The organism is Lutimaribacter degradans (assembly GCF_023703375.1).
GTDB classification, from domain to species: domain Bacteria; phylum Pseudomonadota; class Alphaproteobacteria; order Rhodobacterales; family Rhodobacteraceae; genus Lutimaribacter; species Lutimaribacter degradans.
Genome location: NZ_JAMQGO010000001.1, coordinates 255435 through 271257 on the forward strand (window position 1 = coordinate 255435; position 15823 = coordinate 271257).

General features: G+C 64.9%; 14 protein-coding genes and 1 tRNA gene. 7 read left to right on the plus strand and 8 right to left on the minus strand.

Annotated features, from left to right (window positions below):
* Nucleotides 1-352: 352 nt before the first annotated feature.
* From M8744_RS01285 to M8744_RS01305, 5 genes are all read right to left on the minus strand, one after another.
* A tRNA-Glu gene (locus M8744_RS01285) sits at nucleotides 353-427 on the minus strand.
* Between the two features lie 99 nt (nucleotides 428-526).
* The gene (recJ, locus tag M8744_RS01290; protein ID WP_251408194.1) at nucleotides 527-2269 is read right to left on the minus strand and encodes a single-stranded-DNA-specific exonuclease RecJ; all 1743 of its coding nucleotides are present in this window, start codon (nucleotides 2267-2269) and stop codon (nucleotides 527-529) included.
* Nucleotides 2270-2276: 7 nt separating this feature from the next.
* Nucleotides 2277-3242: a class II fructose-bisphosphatase gene (gene glpX, locus M8744_RS01295; protein WP_251408197.1), complete on the minus strand. Its 966-nt coding sequence runs from the start codon at nucleotides 3240-3242 to the stop codon at nucleotides 2277-2279.
* 24 nt (nucleotides 3243-3266) lie between these two features.
* The gene (locus M8744_RS01300) at nucleotides 3267-4553 is read right to left on the minus strand and encodes a homoserine dehydrogenase (RefSeq protein ID WP_251408200.1); all 1287 of its coding nucleotides are present in this window, start codon (nucleotides 4551-4553) and stop codon (nucleotides 3267-3269) included.
* A 111-nt stretch (nucleotides 4554-4664) separates the two neighbouring features.
* Nucleotides 4665-4988, minus strand: a complete 324-nt coding sequence (locus M8744_RS01305; RefSeq protein WP_251408203.1) for a hypothetical protein — start codon at nucleotides 4986-4988, stop codon at nucleotides 4665-4667.
* 67 nt (nucleotides 4989-5055) lie between these two features.
* Here M8744_RS01305 and M8744_RS01310 point away from each other — a divergent pair, with 67 nt between their 5' ends.
* Together M8744_RS01310 and M8744_RS01315 are read left to right on the plus strand one after the other, a co-directional pair.
* Nucleotides 5056-5643 carry a TetR/AcrR family transcriptional regulator gene (locus M8744_RS01310; RefSeq protein WP_251408206.1) on the plus strand — a complete coding sequence of 196 codons (588 nt, stop codon included), beginning with the start codon at nucleotides 5056-5058 and terminating at the stop codon, nucleotides 5641-5643.
* Between the two features lie 138 nt (nucleotides 5644-5781).
* Nucleotides 5782-6255 carry a hypothetical protein gene (locus M8744_RS01315; protein WP_251408209.1) on the plus strand — a complete coding sequence of 158 codons (474 nt, stop codon included), beginning with the start codon at nucleotides 5782-5784 and terminating at the stop codon, nucleotides 6253-6255.
* A gap of 21 nt (nucleotides 6256-6276) precedes the next feature.
* On the opposite strand, the gene M8744_RS01320 is transcribed toward M8744_RS01315, so the two are convergent.
* From M8744_RS01320 to M8744_RS01330, 3 genes are read right to left on the minus strand one after another with little or no spacing between them, the layout of a single operon-like run.
* A complete protein-coding gene (locus M8744_RS01320; RefSeq protein WP_251408211.1) occupies nucleotides 6277-6834 on the minus strand; it encodes a TadE/TadG family type IV pilus assembly protein in 558 nt (185 codons plus the stop codon).
* Between the two features lie 5 nt (nucleotides 6835-6839).
* Entirely contained in the window at nucleotides 6840-7319 is a 480-nt protein-coding gene (locus tag M8744_RS01325) for a TadE/TadG family type IV pilus assembly protein (RefSeq protein ID WP_251408214.1), read from the minus strand.
* Between the two features lie 53 nt (nucleotides 7320-7372).
* On the minus strand, nucleotides 7373-8809 hold the full coding sequence (locus M8744_RS01330; protein WP_251408216.1) for a pilus assembly protein TadG-related protein: 1437 nt from the start codon (nucleotides 8807-8809) through the stop codon (nucleotides 7373-7375).
* A 320-nt stretch (nucleotides 8810-9129) separates the two neighbouring features.
* Here M8744_RS01330 and M8744_RS01335 point away from each other — a divergent pair, with 320 nt between their 5' ends.
* The 5 genes from M8744_RS01335 (at nucleotide 9130) to M8744_RS01355 (ending at nucleotide 15812) form a co-directional block, all read left to right on the plus strand.
* Nucleotides 9130-10560 (plus strand): Glu/Leu/Phe/Val family dehydrogenase, encoded by a 1431-nt coding sequence (locus M8744_RS01335; protein WP_251408219.1) that lies wholly within the window; start codon nucleotides 9130-9132, stop codon nucleotides 10558-10560.
* 191 nt (nucleotides 10561-10751) lie between these two features.
* Nucleotides 10752-12005: a sarcosine oxidase subunit beta family protein gene (locus M8744_RS01340; protein WP_251408222.1), complete on the plus strand. Its 1254-nt coding sequence runs from the start codon at nucleotides 10752-10754 to the stop codon at nucleotides 12003-12005.
* Between the two features lie 69 nt (nucleotides 12006-12074).
* Nucleotides 12075-12347 (plus strand): sarcosine oxidase subunit delta, encoded by a 273-nt coding sequence (locus M8744_RS01345; protein WP_251408225.1) that lies wholly within the window; start codon nucleotides 12075-12077, stop codon nucleotides 12345-12347.
* On the plus strand, nucleotides 12344-15274 hold the full coding sequence (locus M8744_RS01350) for a sarcosine oxidase subunit alpha family protein (RefSeq protein WP_251408227.1): 2931 nt from the start codon (nucleotides 12344-12346) through the stop codon (nucleotides 15272-15274). Before M8744_RS01345 ends, M8744_RS01350 begins: the two co-directional genes overlap by 4 nt.
* Nucleotides 15267-15812, plus strand: coding sequence for a sarcosine oxidase subunit gamma (locus M8744_RS01355; protein WP_251408230.1), 546 nt, complete (start codon nucleotides 15267-15269; stop codon nucleotides 15810-15812). Before M8744_RS01350 ends, M8744_RS01355 begins: the two co-directional genes overlap by 8 nt.
* Nucleotides 15813-15823 lie beyond the last annotated feature (11 nt).

The window sequence follows — 15823 nt, forward strand, 5'->3', positions numbered from 1 at the left end:
GGCTTTCTGCTGGCCTCCAAGGCGCCCTGCGGCTTGGAGGCACGGCGCCTTGTTCAAGGGCAAGCAGTGCCTGCGTTCGCTGCGCGCTCGGCACCGTCGCCATGGTCGACATGCTTCGCCGGGGCGCAGTTTCCCCGGCCGAACTGATCGATGCAGCTGAGACGCGCCACGCGAAAACCCCGGGCATTTGCCACGGGACGTCACGGTGCGCCCGCCGCAAAAAGGCACCGGCCTGCCTGATGTTCGCAATATATTTCGCGCAAAACAAATTCATACCGGGGCGGAAACTGCGGTGGAACACAGTTCGCCACTCGCAAAGTTCATAAATAAATCAAAGTTTTGCGAGGTAAGGTGGCAGCCCGTAGGGGAATCGAACCCCTCTTTCCAGGTTGAAAACCTGGCGTCCTAACCGATAGACGAACGGGCCACTCTTGGTGTGCGCGGTATGTAGAAAATGCGGTGCCGACGTGCAAGTGGAAAAATGCAAAGGACCGCAGTTTTTTGCGATGCGCGCGGAAAGGGCGGATCAGGTGGCCGGCGCGGCATCTTCCAGGCGGAGTTGCGCGGTGCGGCGGCCGCCCCATTCATTGATCTCGACACGACCGGCCAGGTGAAAGCGTGCGCCGCCATGCCCTTCGAGCGCCGGGCCCAGCGGGCCGTCGAAGGCGCCGAAACAGATCGCATCCATCACCGGCCCGGTGCTGTCACCGAAGCTGAGCTTCAAATGCCCCGTACCTACCCGTTTCGCAAAGCGAATGGCCATGTCCGGAAAGGCATGCCGGGGGGCGGGGGCACCGGCGCCAAAGGGGCCTGCCGCCTCAAGCTGGTCGATCAGTTCGGGCGTGGCGGCGCCGGGCATCAGTACGCCGTCCAGGCGCAGGTCGGTCGGGCCCAGCTCGCCGGCCCCCTGTTTGGCCAGCAATTCCGCCAGCCGTGCCATTGCCGGTTCCAGCTGCCCGCGTGCCACGGTCAGCCCGGCGGCCATCTTGTGCCCGCCGCCCTTGATCAGCAGCCCTTCGGCGGCAAGCCGTTGGATCGACGCGCCCAGATCGACGCCCGAGACAGACCGGCCCGAGCCCTTGCCCTCGTCCCCGTCGAAACCGATCACGATGGCGGGGCGGTTGGTGGTTTCCTTCAGGCGGCTGGCCACGATGCCCACGACACCCGGGTGCCAGCCTTCGCCAGCGGCCCAGACCAGCGGTGCATCCAGCCCCCTCGCCTCGGCCTGGGCCAAGGCGGCGTCGCGCACCTGGGCCTCGATCTCGCGGCGTTCGGTGTTCAACTGGTCCAGCCGTTCGGCCATGGCCAATGCCTCGTGCGGGTCGGCACAGGCCAGCAAGCGCGCGCCAAGATCGGCGGCACCGATACGCCCGCCCGCGTTCACCCGCGGGCCCAGCAGAAAGCCCAGGTGATGGGCGCGCGGCGCGCTGTCCATCCGCGCCACGTCGGCCAGCGCCACCAAGCCCGGTCGTTCGCGCCGCGCCATCACGCGCAAGCCTTGCCGTACCAGCGCGCGGTTGACGCCCAGCAGCGGCGCCACGTCGGCGACCGTGGCCAGCGCGACCAGGTCCAGCAGGCCCATCAGGTCAGGGCCCTGCGCACCGTCAGAGCGCATCTGGCGGTTCGCCTCGACCAGCATCAGGAACACCACGGACGCGGCGCAGAGATGGGCAAGATCGCCGGTTTCGTCCTGCCGGTTGGGGTTCACCACGGCCAGCGCCTCGGGCAGGGTCTCGCCGCCCAGGTGGTGATCGAGGATCACGACATCCGCGCCTTGCGCGGCAGCGATCGCATCATGGCTGAGCGTGCCGCAATCGACGCAGACGATCAGGTCGTGATTGGCAGCAAGAGCGGCCATGGCCGGCTCGTTCGGGCCATATCCCTCGTCGATACGGTCGGGCACGTAAAGCGTGGCCTGCTGTCCCAGGGCCCTCAGCCACCAGATCAGCAGCGCGGCCGAGCTGCCGCCATCCACGTCGTAATCGGCGAAAATGGCGATGCGCTGCCGCCCCTTGACGGCGGTCAGAAAGCGCGCGGCGGCCGTTTCCATGTCGCGCAGTCTGCGCGGATCGGGCAACAAATCGCGCAGTTGCGGTTCGAGAAATGCCCTTGCCTCATCGGGCGCGACGCCGCGCCGGGCCAGCGTCAGGCATAGCGGGCGGGGCAGGCCGGTTTGCTGTGCCATCGCCTCGGCCTGTCGTTCGATCTCGTCGCCGGGGCCCACCCAACGGCGCCCGGTCAGAGAGGTATCGACGCCCAGGAACCCCATCGTCGGCCTATTCGACCGGCGTGCGATAGGTCATGCGCCGGACCGAGCCGGTGCGCGACCGCATCAGGATGGTTTCGGTCTCCACGCAGCCGGGGCTGCGCTTGATACCCTTCACGATCGAGCCATCTGTAACGCCGGTCGCGGCAAAGATCACATCGCCCGTCACCAGCTCGTCGCGGGCATAAATCCGGTTCAGGTCGGTGATGCCGGCCTTTGCCGCGCGGGCTTTTTCGTCGTCGTTGCGAAACACCAACCGGCCGTAGAACTGCCCGCCCATGCATTTCAGGGCCGCGGCTGCCAGCACGCCCTCGGGGGCGCCGCCGGTGCCCATGTAGATGTCGATGCCGGTCTTGTCTGCCTCGGCGCAATGGATGACGCCTGCCACATCGCCGTCGGTGATCAGCTTGATCGCGGCGCCGGTGCCGCGCACTTCGGCGATCATGTCCTGATGGCGGGGGCGTTCCAAGATGCACACGGTGATGCCGCCGGGTTTGCAGCCCTTCGCCTTTGCCACCGCCTCGACCCGTTCTTTCGGGCTCATGTCGAGCGACACGACACCATCGGCATAGCCCGGCCCGATGGCCAGCTTGTCCATGTAGGTGTCGGGCGCGTGCAGCAGGGTGCCGCGCGGCGCCATCGCGATGACTGTCAGCGCGTTGGGCATGGCCTTGGCGGTCAGCGTCGTGCCTTCCAGCGGGTCCAGCGCGATATCGACCGAGGGGCCGGTGCCGCTGCCCACCTCTTCGCCGATGTAAAGCATCGGTGCCTCGTCCCGTTCACCTTCGCCGATGACCACGACGCCCTGGATGTCGAGCAGGTTCAACTGGTCGCGCATGGCGTTCACGGCGGCCTGGTCGGCGGCTTTCTCGTCACCGCGGCCCACCAACGCGGCGCTGGCGATGGCGGCCTGTTCGGCGACGCGGGCCAGCCCCAGCGAAAGCATGCGGTCGTGGAATTCGGCGTTATCGGTCATTCGACATCTCCTAGATGCGACTGTTCAGACGCTTTCAATCCGCAGTGCCACCGGGGCAGCCGTCACGACGCCGGTGCCTTCCATCGCTTCCAGCGCCTGGTTCAAAGCGGCGCGGGTTGTCTTGTGGGTGACGATCAGAACCGGGGCCTCGTCATCGGCGTGGCCATATTGCCGCATCCGGTTGATCGAGATGCCGGCCTCGCCCAATACCGTGGCGATCTTGGCCAGGGCCCCGGGTTTGTCATGCAACGCCATGCGCAGATAATAGGGCGCGGGCGTTGCCGATTGCGTGCGCGGCGCGGTGGCAAGCGTTTCGGCAGGTTGGCCAAAGACGGGCAGGCGCAACCCGCGCGCGATGTCGCAGACATCGCCCATCACCGCGCTGGCGGTGGGCCCTTCGCCCGCGCCGGCGCCCCGCAGCACGATCTGACCCACGTCCGAGCCCTCGATCACTACCATGTTCGTACCGCCTTCAAGCTGTCCAATGGGCGACAGCGCGGGCACCAGGCAGGGGGCCATACGCTGTTCCAGCCCGCGCCCGGTCATCTGGGCGACGCCCAGCAGCTTGATGCGATAGCCCATATCGGCCGCGTGGCGAATATCCTCGATCTTGACGCGGCCGATGCCCTCGATCTCGACCCCGTCGAAATCGACGCGCGTGCCGAAGGCAAGCGCCGACAGGATCGCCAGCTTGTGCGCAGCGTCGATGCCGCCCACGTCCAGCTCGGGATCGGCTTCGAGGAAGCCAAGCGCGTTCGCTTCGTCGAACACCTCTTCATAGGTAAGACCGGCGCTCTCCATCCGCGTCAGGATGTAGTTGCAGCTGCCGTTCATGACGCCCATGACGCGGGTGATCTCGTTTCCGGCCAGGCCCTCGCCCAGCGACTTGACCACGGGGATGCCTCCGGCCACCGCCGCCTCGTAGCGCAGCGCGCAGCCCGTCTGTTCGGCCAGTCCCGCCAGCAACTGGCCATGCGTGGCCAGCATGGCCTTGTTGGCCGTGACCACGTGCTTGCCCGCTGCCAGGGCCGCCTCGGTCGCGGCCTTCGCCGGGCCGTCGCTGCCGCCCATAAGCTCCACGAACACGTCCACGTCGTCGCGCGTGGCAAGTGCGACAGGGTCATCTTCCCACGCGTAGGCGCTGATGTTCACGCCGCGATCCTTGTCGCGTGAGCGGGCCGAGACCGCGCTTATCGTGATTTCGCGGCCGCAGCGATGCTGCAGCAGCGATGCCTGTTTCCGAACGATCTTTATGACGCCGGCGCCGACGGTGCCCAGACCGGCAATGCCAAGACGCAAGGGGGTGCTCATCGGGGCCTCCGTCCGTTCCTTGTTTTCATGGTCTGGAGGGATGTATCCAGATTGGCAGGGTCATGCAACGCGGGTTTCGGAATTTTGCGCGCGCCTGGCTCGGTGGCGCGGTCAGCGCGCCACACCCCGGTTCATGCGATCGCGCGTGTCGCTGTCGATAGTCGTGCGCTGCAACTGCGCGGCCCTTGCGCGCAGCGCGGCCACGCGGGCGCGCAGCGCCGGTGCGTCCTCGTCGGTCACGCGTGATTGGCCCGACTGTGCCAGCAACGGCTCGACCGGCACCAGCGCGGGGTAGGGCGCGTAAGGGTCCAGATCCTCGGCGCGATAGTCCAGTTCGGGAAACTGTGTGCAACCGGCCAGTCCAGCCAGCACAAGGGGCAGGGCGCGCAGGAAAAGGGGCAAGGCGGTCTCCGCTGTCGTGGTTGCTCCAGTCATGCCCCGATAGCGCGCGCAAGGCAAGCTGGGGCTTTTATCTGAACAGGTGTTCAGTTAACCTGTGCGCATGGCGCGCACCGCAGGCTCCCACTCGCAAACCACTGGTCCCCGCGTCCATGACGCGGCGCTAAAGCTGTTCGCGCGCCACGGCTTTGCCGCTGTTTCTATGCGGCAGATCGCGGCAGAGGTGGGCGTTCAAGCGGGTGCACTTTACAACTACACACCGGACAAACAGACATTGTTGCTGGACCTGATGCGCGGACACATGGACGCGCTCTTGGCCGAGCGTGCGCAGCGCGGCAAACATGGCGGGCCTTTGGAACGCCTTGAGGAATTCACGCGGTTCCACATCCGGTTCCACCTTGAGCGGCCCGACGCGGTGTTCGTGTCCTACATGGAGTTGCGCAACCTGAGCCCCGAGAATTTCGAAACCATCGAAGCGCTGCGCCGCCGCTACGAGGACGAGTTGGAGGGCATCCTGCGCGATGGCGTGGCGGCGGGGCTGTTTGCCGTCGCCGACAGCAAGATCGCGACGCTTGCGGTGATCGCCATGCTGACAGGTGTTACCACTTGGTATCGCCCTGCCGGCCGGCTGAGCGTCAACGAGGTCGAAACCATCTATTGGGACATGGTGCGCAAGGCCGTGGCGGCCTGACAGGCGCAGCCCTTTATCGATTGCACATGCGCAATTACCCGTGCCAAGCGGGCCGCTTGGGCCCGGCGGGCAGCCGCGGGGCGTTGACCGCGGCCGAAAGGCGGGGCACATCGGGTTTGAATGAAAAGGAGCGGCCAGATGTCGGAAACTGTTGTGGCACAAGTGGCCTGTTCGATGGGGCGGCGACTGTCGAGCGTGGTGATCGTTGCCGGGCTTGGGGTGACGCTGCTTTGGCTGGCCGTGGCCGAGGCGCCCGGCGGCGTCTTTTGGCGGGCGATACTGGCCTTGATGGGCGTGGCGGCGTTGCTATTCGCCGGGCGCGTCTATCGCGCCACCGATGCCGTGTTACTGCTGACGCCCGAGGATTTGCGCGATGACCGCGGCCGGGTGCTGGCGCGGGTTGATGAAATGGCGGGGGTAGAGCGGGGCATGTTCGCCTTCAAGCCATCGAATGGTTTCGTGCTGCGCCTGAAATCATCGGCCGCGCCGGCCTGGCAACCCGGTCTTTGGTGGCGCTGGGGCAACCGGCTGGCGGTCGGGGGTGTGCCCTCGGGGCACATGGCGCGGGCCATGGCCGACGCGATCCAGATCACGCTGGATGACCGGCATTGAGAGGCGCGGCGCCCGTGACCGTCAGATGCCGTCTTTCCAGACAAGCTGTGGCGCGAAACGCGGGCGGGTAAAGACGAAATTGTAAAGATCCTGCTCGTCGATGCCGACTTTGAAGGGCGGGGCGTACCTTGCCCAGGTCTCGACCACGATCACCCGCTCGCCATCCGGCATGTCGGGCAGTTTCTCGGCCAGGTTCTTGACATCGGTGTTGGTCAGTTCGGGGATGCCGCCGCGCGTTTTCGACCAGTCGCGCTGGTATCGCTGGTCGCTTTCGTTCCACTTGACCACGGTCACCCGCAATTTCGAGTTCGACTGTGACCGGGTCATCAGGTCGAACAGTTGGTGCGTGGTGTCGAGGTAGTCGTCGGTGACGTAATTGGTTTCCCGCGACAGCAGATCGCCGATCGTGTAGGCCGCCTTGATGTTCAGGCCGGCCTGGCGATAGGCATCGAAAAACGCGTACATCGCCAAGAGCGCCCAGAACAGCAGCGGCAACACGATGATGCTTTCAACGGCCACGACACCGCGCAGGTCATCGCGGAAACCGCGCAGGCCGGTTTTCATACGCTCAAGCCACATCGCCGTTACCTCGGTTCCTGGACAAAGGTGGTCGTCGCCGTGATGGCGGCATAGCCCGCATTGTCCTTGTTCAGTTCTTTCCCGATCCCGCTGAGCGGATAGTAAGGCTTGAACTTGGCACAGGCGCGAAGGATCATCAGTTCGTTGTCGAGCCCGTTCGAGAATTGGCGGACCGGGTTCACCTCTTCGGATTGGTCGGTGCAGTCGGGCACCGCCGGCGGGGCGGTGAAATTTCTCGGGTCGACCCGGATCATTTCCAGCCGCAGGTTGGTCTTGCAATCAGGCACCATCGCAGAGCGGGCGCAGATCAGATCCTTGATCTCGTCATGCTGCGGGGCCGTGCCGGTGCCCAGGCGGATATCGCGCACCGTCAGGTCTACCGCCCGCTCCAGGGTGGCCTGGCGCACGGCGATGATCCCCATCTCGATGCCTGCCAGCGTCAGGAAGATGAAGAGCGGAAACATGATGACGAATTCTGTCGTCACGGTCCCGTCCTCGCCGCGGCGCAAGCGGTGCAGGTATGCGTCGAGCCGGCGTATCATTGCGTCAGCCTCAGCTGGTTGATCTGGCGTGCGATCGCTTCGAACGCCTCGCGGATTTCAATGCCTTCCACCCGGAAGAAGTGGCTGGGTGAAGAGGCGCAATCGCGCATCACGTCGGCGCCGTGGTCGTCGACTTCGAAACCGATCGACCAGATGATGATGCCATTCGTCTTGGCCGCCTCGCAGATGTGATGGGTCAGCGCATCGCCCGTCGTGGGGTTGTAATACTCGCGGTACCAGTTGTTGTAGTGATGCTTGCGCACTTCGTAGTTGAGGTACCACCAGAAATTGTAGCGGTTCCAGTGCACGTAGTGGCTATCATTGCGATAGTACCAGGGCGCGATCCGGTGGGAATAGTCGTTCTTGCCGTCCGTCATCAGGATCACGGTTTTCAGCGTCTCGTGATCGGTAAATGATTTGGGGCGGTCCGCGAAAACCGAGTCTGCCTTGCCCTTGCCGACCATGCCCTGAACGATGTTGTTCGACTCCGGGTCGAGCAGGGCGACGCCCCATTTCATGCCCAGGAAGATCGACGTGCCGGCACGGGGGCGGAACTGGTCGATCTGCGCCTTGAGGGCGCTGGCGTTGCGGCTGAAGGTGGTGACGGTTTCATAATCAAAGCGCGGGCAGATCGTGTTGGAGCGATCGTTGTTCCAGCCGTCGAAATTCCACTGGAAATGCTGGGCCTGGTCGAACTGGTGGCCCTGGTTCAGCCAGGTTTGCTGCATGTGCCCGTCGGGTACTTCCACGCAATACGAGTAATCGTGGAAATGCTTGGTATCGATCAGGCTGAACAGGTCTTCACCGATATTGACGTGTTCGGAATACGGCACCAGCGAGACCGAGACGTTGTCATTGTCGTCACCGCGCAGCACCGTGTCGATGAAGCGGCGCGCTGCCGACTGCATGTTGGCCATCTTGTTGTTGTTCGCCATCGAGCCCGAGATATCCAGCACCAACGACACTTCGACATTGGCGATCCGCTCTTCGGCGGCGCCATGCGCTGGGGCGGTCAGCGTCTTGATGCCTGCCATGTGAATGAGGGTCGTCTTCATCTCGGCCGCGGCGCTGGCTTCGACGTTGCGAAAGTTTATGCCTTCGCGCACGGTGACGTTGGTCAGGTAGTCGGCCATGTTGGATTTGGCAAAGTAATCCTCGACCACGCCGGTGGGGTTGAGAGGCTGGTCAAGATCGGCAGCGGCCAGCACAGCGCGGTCCAGCGTCGCTTGCAGGCGTGTGCGCGTCATCTCGTGGCGCATCAGATCGACGCCGATCCCGCCGATCAGCAGGATCATCATCAAGACCATGATTGAAAAGACCAGCATCACGCCGTCTTCTTCCTTGTGAAAACGACGGAAGAAGCGCAATGCCGCACGGTCGGGATACAATCGGCGCGCGCTGCCTGCGCCCTTTCCTTTGAACCCGTCTGCCATATCCAGCACCTCTCTTCACCACAAATGACCGAATCAGACTCCGGGCGGAGCTACGGCGGTCGGGTTCACTTATGGCTAGGATGTTTGTCCAGAATCGGGTCTGAAATGTGGCCAAATTGAATCATTGTGGCCTGGGCCAAGGCAATATGGCGCAGGTCGGGTTTATCATCCCGTATCCTTGCACATTCAGCCGCCGCGACAGAATTCGCCCGACCCCATGGACCTGTGGCGATCAGGCGTTAAGGTGATCGAAAGCGTTGCAGGGTCAAGAGGCGCACACTACGCATCGCCCGCGCCAACAGCCAGGGAGGAGAAGTCACATGTCGAACAGGGCCGAACCGAGTTTCCGCGAGAGTGTGGACCTGATGTTCAATCGCGCGGTTGCGCTGATGGATCTGCCGCCCGGGCTGGAAGAAAAGATCCGCGTCTGCAACGCCACCTACACCGTGCGGTTCGGCGTGCGGCTGCGCGGGCAGGTGCACACGTTCACCGGCTACCGCTCGGTCCATTCCGAGCACATGGAACCCGTCAAGGGTGGCATCCGCTATGCCCCCGAGGTGAACCAGGACGAGGTCGAGGCGCTGGCGGCGCTGATGACCTACAAATGCGCGCTGGTCGAAACGCCGTTCGGTGGCTCCAAGGGCGGGTTGTGCATCGATCCCCGTCAATACGAGGAGGAGGAGCTGGAAAGGATCACCCGTCGCTTTGCCTATGAACTGGCCAAGCGTGACCTGATTCACCCGGCCCAGAACGTGCCCGCCCCCGACATGGGCACGGGCGAGCGCGAGATGGCCTGGATTGCCGACCAATACGCGCGGATGAACACCACCGACATCAACGCGCGCGCCTGTGTCACCGGCAAGCCGCCCAATGCCGGCGGTATCGCTGGCCGGGTCGAGGCGACGGGTCGCGGCGTTCAATACGCCCTGCGCGAGTTCTTTCGCCATCCCGACGACATGAAGAAGGCCGGTCTGGAGGGCAAGCTTGATGGCAAGCGTGTGATCGTGCAGGGCCTGGGCAACGTGGGCTATCACGCCGCCAAGTTCCTGTCGGAGGAAGACGGGGCGTTGATCACCGGCATCATCGAGCGCGACGGTGCGCTGTTCAACCCCGCCGGCATAAACGTGCAGGCGGTACGCGACTGGATCGTGCGCCACGACGGTGTGACGGGCTTTCCCGATGCACGCCATGTCGCCGATGGCGCGGTGGTGCTTGAGGAAGAATGTGACATCCTGATCCCGGCCGCGTTGGAAGGGGTGATCTCGCTCGACAATGCCGCGCGGATCAAGGCGCCGCTGATCATCGAGGCGGCCAACGGCCCGATCACTGCGGGCGCCGACGAGATCTTGCGCGAGAAAGGAACGATCATCATTCCCGATCTTTACGCCAATGCCGGCGGTGTGACGGTAAGCTATTTCGAATGGGTCAAGAACCTCAGCCATATCCGTTTCGGCCGGTTGCAGCGTCGCCAGGAAGAGGCCCGTCACCAACTGGTCGTGGACGAGTTGGAGCGCCTTGATCGCTACCTGGGTGACGCCTGGACCATGACGCCGGATTTCAAGACGAAATACCTGCGCGGCGCAGACGAGCTTGAACTGGTTCGCTCGGGCCTGGATGACACGATGCGCACCGCCTATCAGTCGATGTCCGAGATGTGGCACAGCCGCGACGATGTGCGCGACATGCGCACCGCCGGTTTCATCGTGGCCATCGAACGGGTGGCAGCCAGCTATCGCGCCAAGGGCATCTGAGGCGCGCGGTTTTGCGGGGCGGGGTGACCGCCTCGCCGTCCCCCGGCGGTCGGTCTGCCGGGCGGAATCCGGCACATTCCGTCGCAGACAGAACAGTTCGTGTCGAAAAGCGTGGCGGACCGCGGCACCGCCCGTTGCTAACCTGACCGTGACGGGTGTCAATTCGGGACCAGGCGAAGCAGGAGAATGAGATGCGGTTTTCGGGCCTGCGCGTCCTGAAAGAAGGGCTGACCGGCAACAGGGGGTGGCGGCCGCACTGGCGCGATCCGGCGCCGAAATCCGATTATGACATCGTGATTATCGGCGGCGGCGGGCATGGTTTGTCGACCGCCTATTACCTTGCGAAAGAACATGGTCTGGCCAATGTCGCGGTGCTGGAAAAGGGATATATCGGCGGGGGCAACGTGGGCCGCAACACCACGATCGTGCGCGCCAACTACAACCTGCCTGGCAATTCCGAGTTCTATTCCCACTCTCTCAAGCTCTGGGAGGGGCTGGAGCAGGATCTTAACTACAACGTGATGATGAGCCAGCGCGGCGTTCTGAACCTGTGCCATTCCGATGGGCAGCGCGATGCGTTTGCCCGGCGGGCAAATGCCATGATCAACCAGGGCGACGATGCCGAACTGCTGGATCGGGAGGGTGTGCGGCGCCTTGTGCCGTATCTCGATTTCGACAATGTCCGATTCCCGATCTATGGGGGTCTTCTGCACCGCCGCGGCGGCACCGCGCGGCATGACGCGGTGGCCTGGGGCTATGCCCGTGGGGCCGACAGCCGTGGCGTCGACATAATCCAGAATTGCGAGGTCACCGGCATCGACATCGAGAACGGCCAGGTTCGCGGCGTGCAAACCAGCCGCGGCGCGATCCGGGCGAAAAAGGTGGCGTTGGTGGTTGCGGGCCGGTCCAGCCAGGTGGCGGCGATGGCGGGGATGCGGCTGCCCATCGAAAGCCATATCCTACAGGCCTTTGTCACCGAGGGGCTGAAGCCCGTGATCGACAATGTCGTGACCTTTGGTATGGGGCATTTCTATATCAGCCAGTCCGACAAGGGCGGGCTGGTGTTCGGGGGCGATCTCGATTTCTATGCCTCTTACGCGGCGCGCGGCAACCTGCCCATGGCCGAGCACGTGATGGAGGCGGCCATGACGCTGATGCCGATGATCGGCAAGGCCCGCGTGCTGCGCAGTTGGGGCGGCATCATGGACATGTCGCCCGATGGCTCACCCATCATCGACCGCACGGATGTGGCCGGGCTCTACCTCAATTGCGGCTGGTGCTATGGCGGCTTCAAGGCGGTGCCGGGCGCTGGCCATTGCCTTGCGCACCTGATCGCGCAGGACCGCCCCCACCCGGCGGCGGAAAAGCTGCGGCTGGACAGGTTCCGCACCGGGCATGGCCTGATGGACGAGGAGGGCACAGGTGCGCAACACAATCTGCACTAGGCGCAAAGGGCAGGCCGTAGGCGCCATTGGCGCCACGTGGCTTGGCAAGATGACAGGGCGGGTGCGCCCATGAGGATACCCTGTCCGATATGCGGCAACCGCGACAGCCGCGAATTCGATTACATGGGCCATGCGCTGACGCTGGACCGGCCTGCGCCCGACGCGGGGCTTGGGGCGTGGGATGACTATCTGCACAACCGCGAAAACCCGGCCGGGCCGACGCGCGACCTGTGGTTTCACGGGTTGGGCTGCGGCGCGTGGCTGGTGGTCAGCCGCGATACCGTCACCCACGAGGTGTTCGGGGCAGAGCTTGCGCGTGATGTCACGGGGGGCAGGGCATGAGGTTGGCAAGCGGTGGCCAGATCGACCGGACGCAAACGATAGGCTTCAGCTTCGATGGGCGACAGTACGAGGGCTTTGCCGGTGACACGCTGGCCTCGGCCCTGGTTGCCAACCGCGTTCGCGTGGTGGGGCGATCGTTCAAGTATCATCGCCCGCGCGGGGTTTTCACCGCCGGCTCCGAAGAGCCCAACGCCCTGGTCACGCTGGGCCGGGCTGCTGCGCAAGACCCCAACCAGCGCGCCACGATGGTGGAACTGTTCGAGGGGCTGGAGGCCCGCAGCCAGAACCGTTGGCCCAGCCTCGATTTCGATCTTCTGGCGCTCAACGACCTTGCGGCCCCGTTCCTTGGCGCGGGGTTCTATTACAAGACCTTCATGTGGCCCGCGGCCTTTTGGGAAAGGCTGTACGAGCCGTTCATAAGGCGCGCCGCCGGGCTGGGGGCGCTGTCGGGCAAAAACAATGACGCCTATCATGAAAAGGCCTTTGCCCATTGCGACCTGCTGGTGATCGGCGCCGGGCCCGCGGGGTTGATGGCGGCGCTGGTGGCCGGGCGCGCCGGGCTGGACGTGATCCTGGCGGATGAGGATTCCCGCCCGGGCGGGCGGCTCAATGCCGAGACGATCGAGGTGGCAGGCCAGCCCGGCGCCGACTGGGCGGAGGATATGGTCGAGGCGTTGCGCGCGATGGACAACGTGCGGATCATGACTCGCACCACCGTAACCGGCGCCTATGATGGCGGCACCTATGGCGCGCTTGAACGGCCCGCGCCCGACTGGGCCGGTCATTCCGACGCGCCTTGCGCCTGTTTCTGGCGCATCCATGCGCAACGGGCGATCCTGGCGGCGGGCGCGTTGGAGCGCCCGGTGGCCTTTCGCAACAATGACCGCCCCGGCGTGATGATGGCCGGCGCGTTGCGCGCCTACGTGAACCGCTGGGCCGTGAGCCCGGGCAAGGCGGTGACGGTGTTCGGCAACAATGACGATGCGCATCGCACGGTGGCCGATCTGCTGGCGGCGGGCATTCACGTGGCCGCGCTGATCGATTCCCGCCCCGAGGCGACCACCGATCTGCCGGTGCGCCGCTACGCGGGCGCGCAGGTTACCGATGCGCATGGGCGCGGCGGGCTTGAGGCGATCAGCATCGCCACGATGTCGGGCATCGACAAGATCCGCACCGACTGCCTGGCAATCTCGGGGGGTTGGAACCCGACACTGCACCTGACCTGCCACACGGGGCGGCGGCCCGCGTGGTCGCCTGACCTGGCGGCTTTCGTGCCGTGTGACGGGGCGGTTCCGGGGATGATAACGGCAGGGGCCTGCGCGGGCGATTTCTCGACCCATGCCTGCCTTGCCGCCGGGGTCGCGGCGGGCAAGGCGGTTGCGAAGGATCTGGGCAAGCGCGCGAGGAAGACCGATCTGCCGCGGGCCGAGGATGCGCCCTATCGCATTCGCCCGCTTTGGGCGGTGCCGGGCAAGGGCCGCGCATGGCTGGATTTCCAGAACGACGTGACGGTGAAGGATGTAAAGCTGGCCGCGACCGAAAACTTCACATCGGTCGAACACATGAAACGCTATACCACGCAAGGTATGGCGCCCGACCAGGGCAAGAACTCGAACGTGAACGCGCTGGCGGTGCTGGCCGATGCGACGGGCCGGGGTATTCCGGAAACCGGGACCACCACCTTTCGCCCGCCCTACGTGCCCGTGCCCATCGCGGCGATGGGGGCAGGGGCGCAAGGCAAGGGGTTTGCGCCGCAACGCTTTACCACCAGCCATGCCGCCAGCGTCGAAATGGGGGCGCCCATGGTCGAGGCGGGGCTGTGGTATCGCCCCGGTTATTTCCCGCGACCGGGCGAAAAGACATGGCGCCAATCCTGCGACCGCGAAGTGGGGATGGTCCGCCAGGCAGTGGGCGTCTGCGACGTGTCCACATTGGGAAAGATCGACGTGCAGGGGCCTAGTGCGGGCGCGTTCCTGGACATGCTGTATTGCAACATGTTCTCGACGCTCAAGGTGGGGCGCACGCGGTACGGCCTGATGCTGCGCGAGGATGGGCACGTGATGGACGACGGCACCACCGCGCGGCTGGGCGAGGATCATTTCGTGATGACCACCACCACCGCTGCCGCGGGGCAGGTGATGAAGCACATGGAATTTGTGCACCAGGCGCTGCGCCCCGACCTGGATGTCAGTTTCATCTCGGTGACCGAACAATGGGCACAATTCGCCGTGGCCGGCCCCAGATCGCGCGAGCTTCTGAATGGCCTGCTCGACACCCCCGTCGACGATGACAGCTTTCCCTTCATGGGGTGCGGGCCGGTGTCGGTGATGGGCGTTCAGGGGCGGTTGTTCCGTATATCGTTCAGCGGCGAACATGCCTATGAAATCGCGGTGCCCGCGCGCTTTGGGGACAGCCTGTTCCGCACGCTGGTGGCACGGGCCGAGGGAATGGGGGGCGGCGCCTACGGGATGGAGGCGCTGAACGTGCTGCGCATCGAAAAGGGGTTCATCACCCATTCGGAGATTCACGGCCGCACAACCGCTTTCGACATCGGGATGGCGCGCATGATCAGCGCGAAAAAAGATTGTATCGGCAAGGCGATGGCCGCGCGGCCAGGGCTGGTTTCACCCGGGCGCGAACAGTTGGTGGGGCTGATGCCCACAGGGGCGGTCAAGCAACTGACCGCGGGCGCGCACCTGTTCTGCCTAGGCGAGGAGGCGGTGCGCGAAAACGATCAGGGATATATCACCTCGGTGGGATTCTCGCCCACATTGGGGCATTTCCTGGGGCTCGGGTTCCTGAAGGATGGCCGCGCGCGCCATGGCGAGGAAATCCGCATGGTCGATCATGTGCGCGGGGTGGAAACCACCTGCAAGGTTGTCGATCCGGTGGTCCTTGACCCGGAAGGAGGGCGCGCCCGTGGCTGAACTGACTGCGAAAACCCCTTGCGCGGGCCTGTTGCCGATAAGCGCGGGCCGCGTGACGGTGACCGAGGTCGATCCGGGCCCGATGACGGCGATCGCGCCCTTCAAGGGCAAGGAAAAGACGCTGGCGGGCGCCCTTGATCGTGCGCATGGGCTGGGGGGGCCCGCGCCGGGGCAGACCCGCGTCAAGGGCCATGTGCGCATCCTGTGGTTCGGACACGCCCATGCGCTGCTTGTCGGGGTGGCGCCCAAGCCTACCTTGGCTCGTCACGCGGCACTGACGGATCAAGGCGATGCCTGGGCGGTGGTGCAGGTCGAGGGCGCCGAGGCACGCGACGTGCTGGCGCGTCTGACGCCGCTGGACCTGCGCGACGCGGTTTTCGCGGTGGATGCCACGGCCCGGACCGAACTGGCACATATGCAGGCGGCGATCACGCGGGTGGGGGCGCAGGCATGGCAGATGATGGTGTTCCGCTCGATGGCCACGACGCTGGTGCATGACCTGGACGCCGCGATGCGCGGGGTTGCCGCCCGCAGGTAACGGCAGAGGCT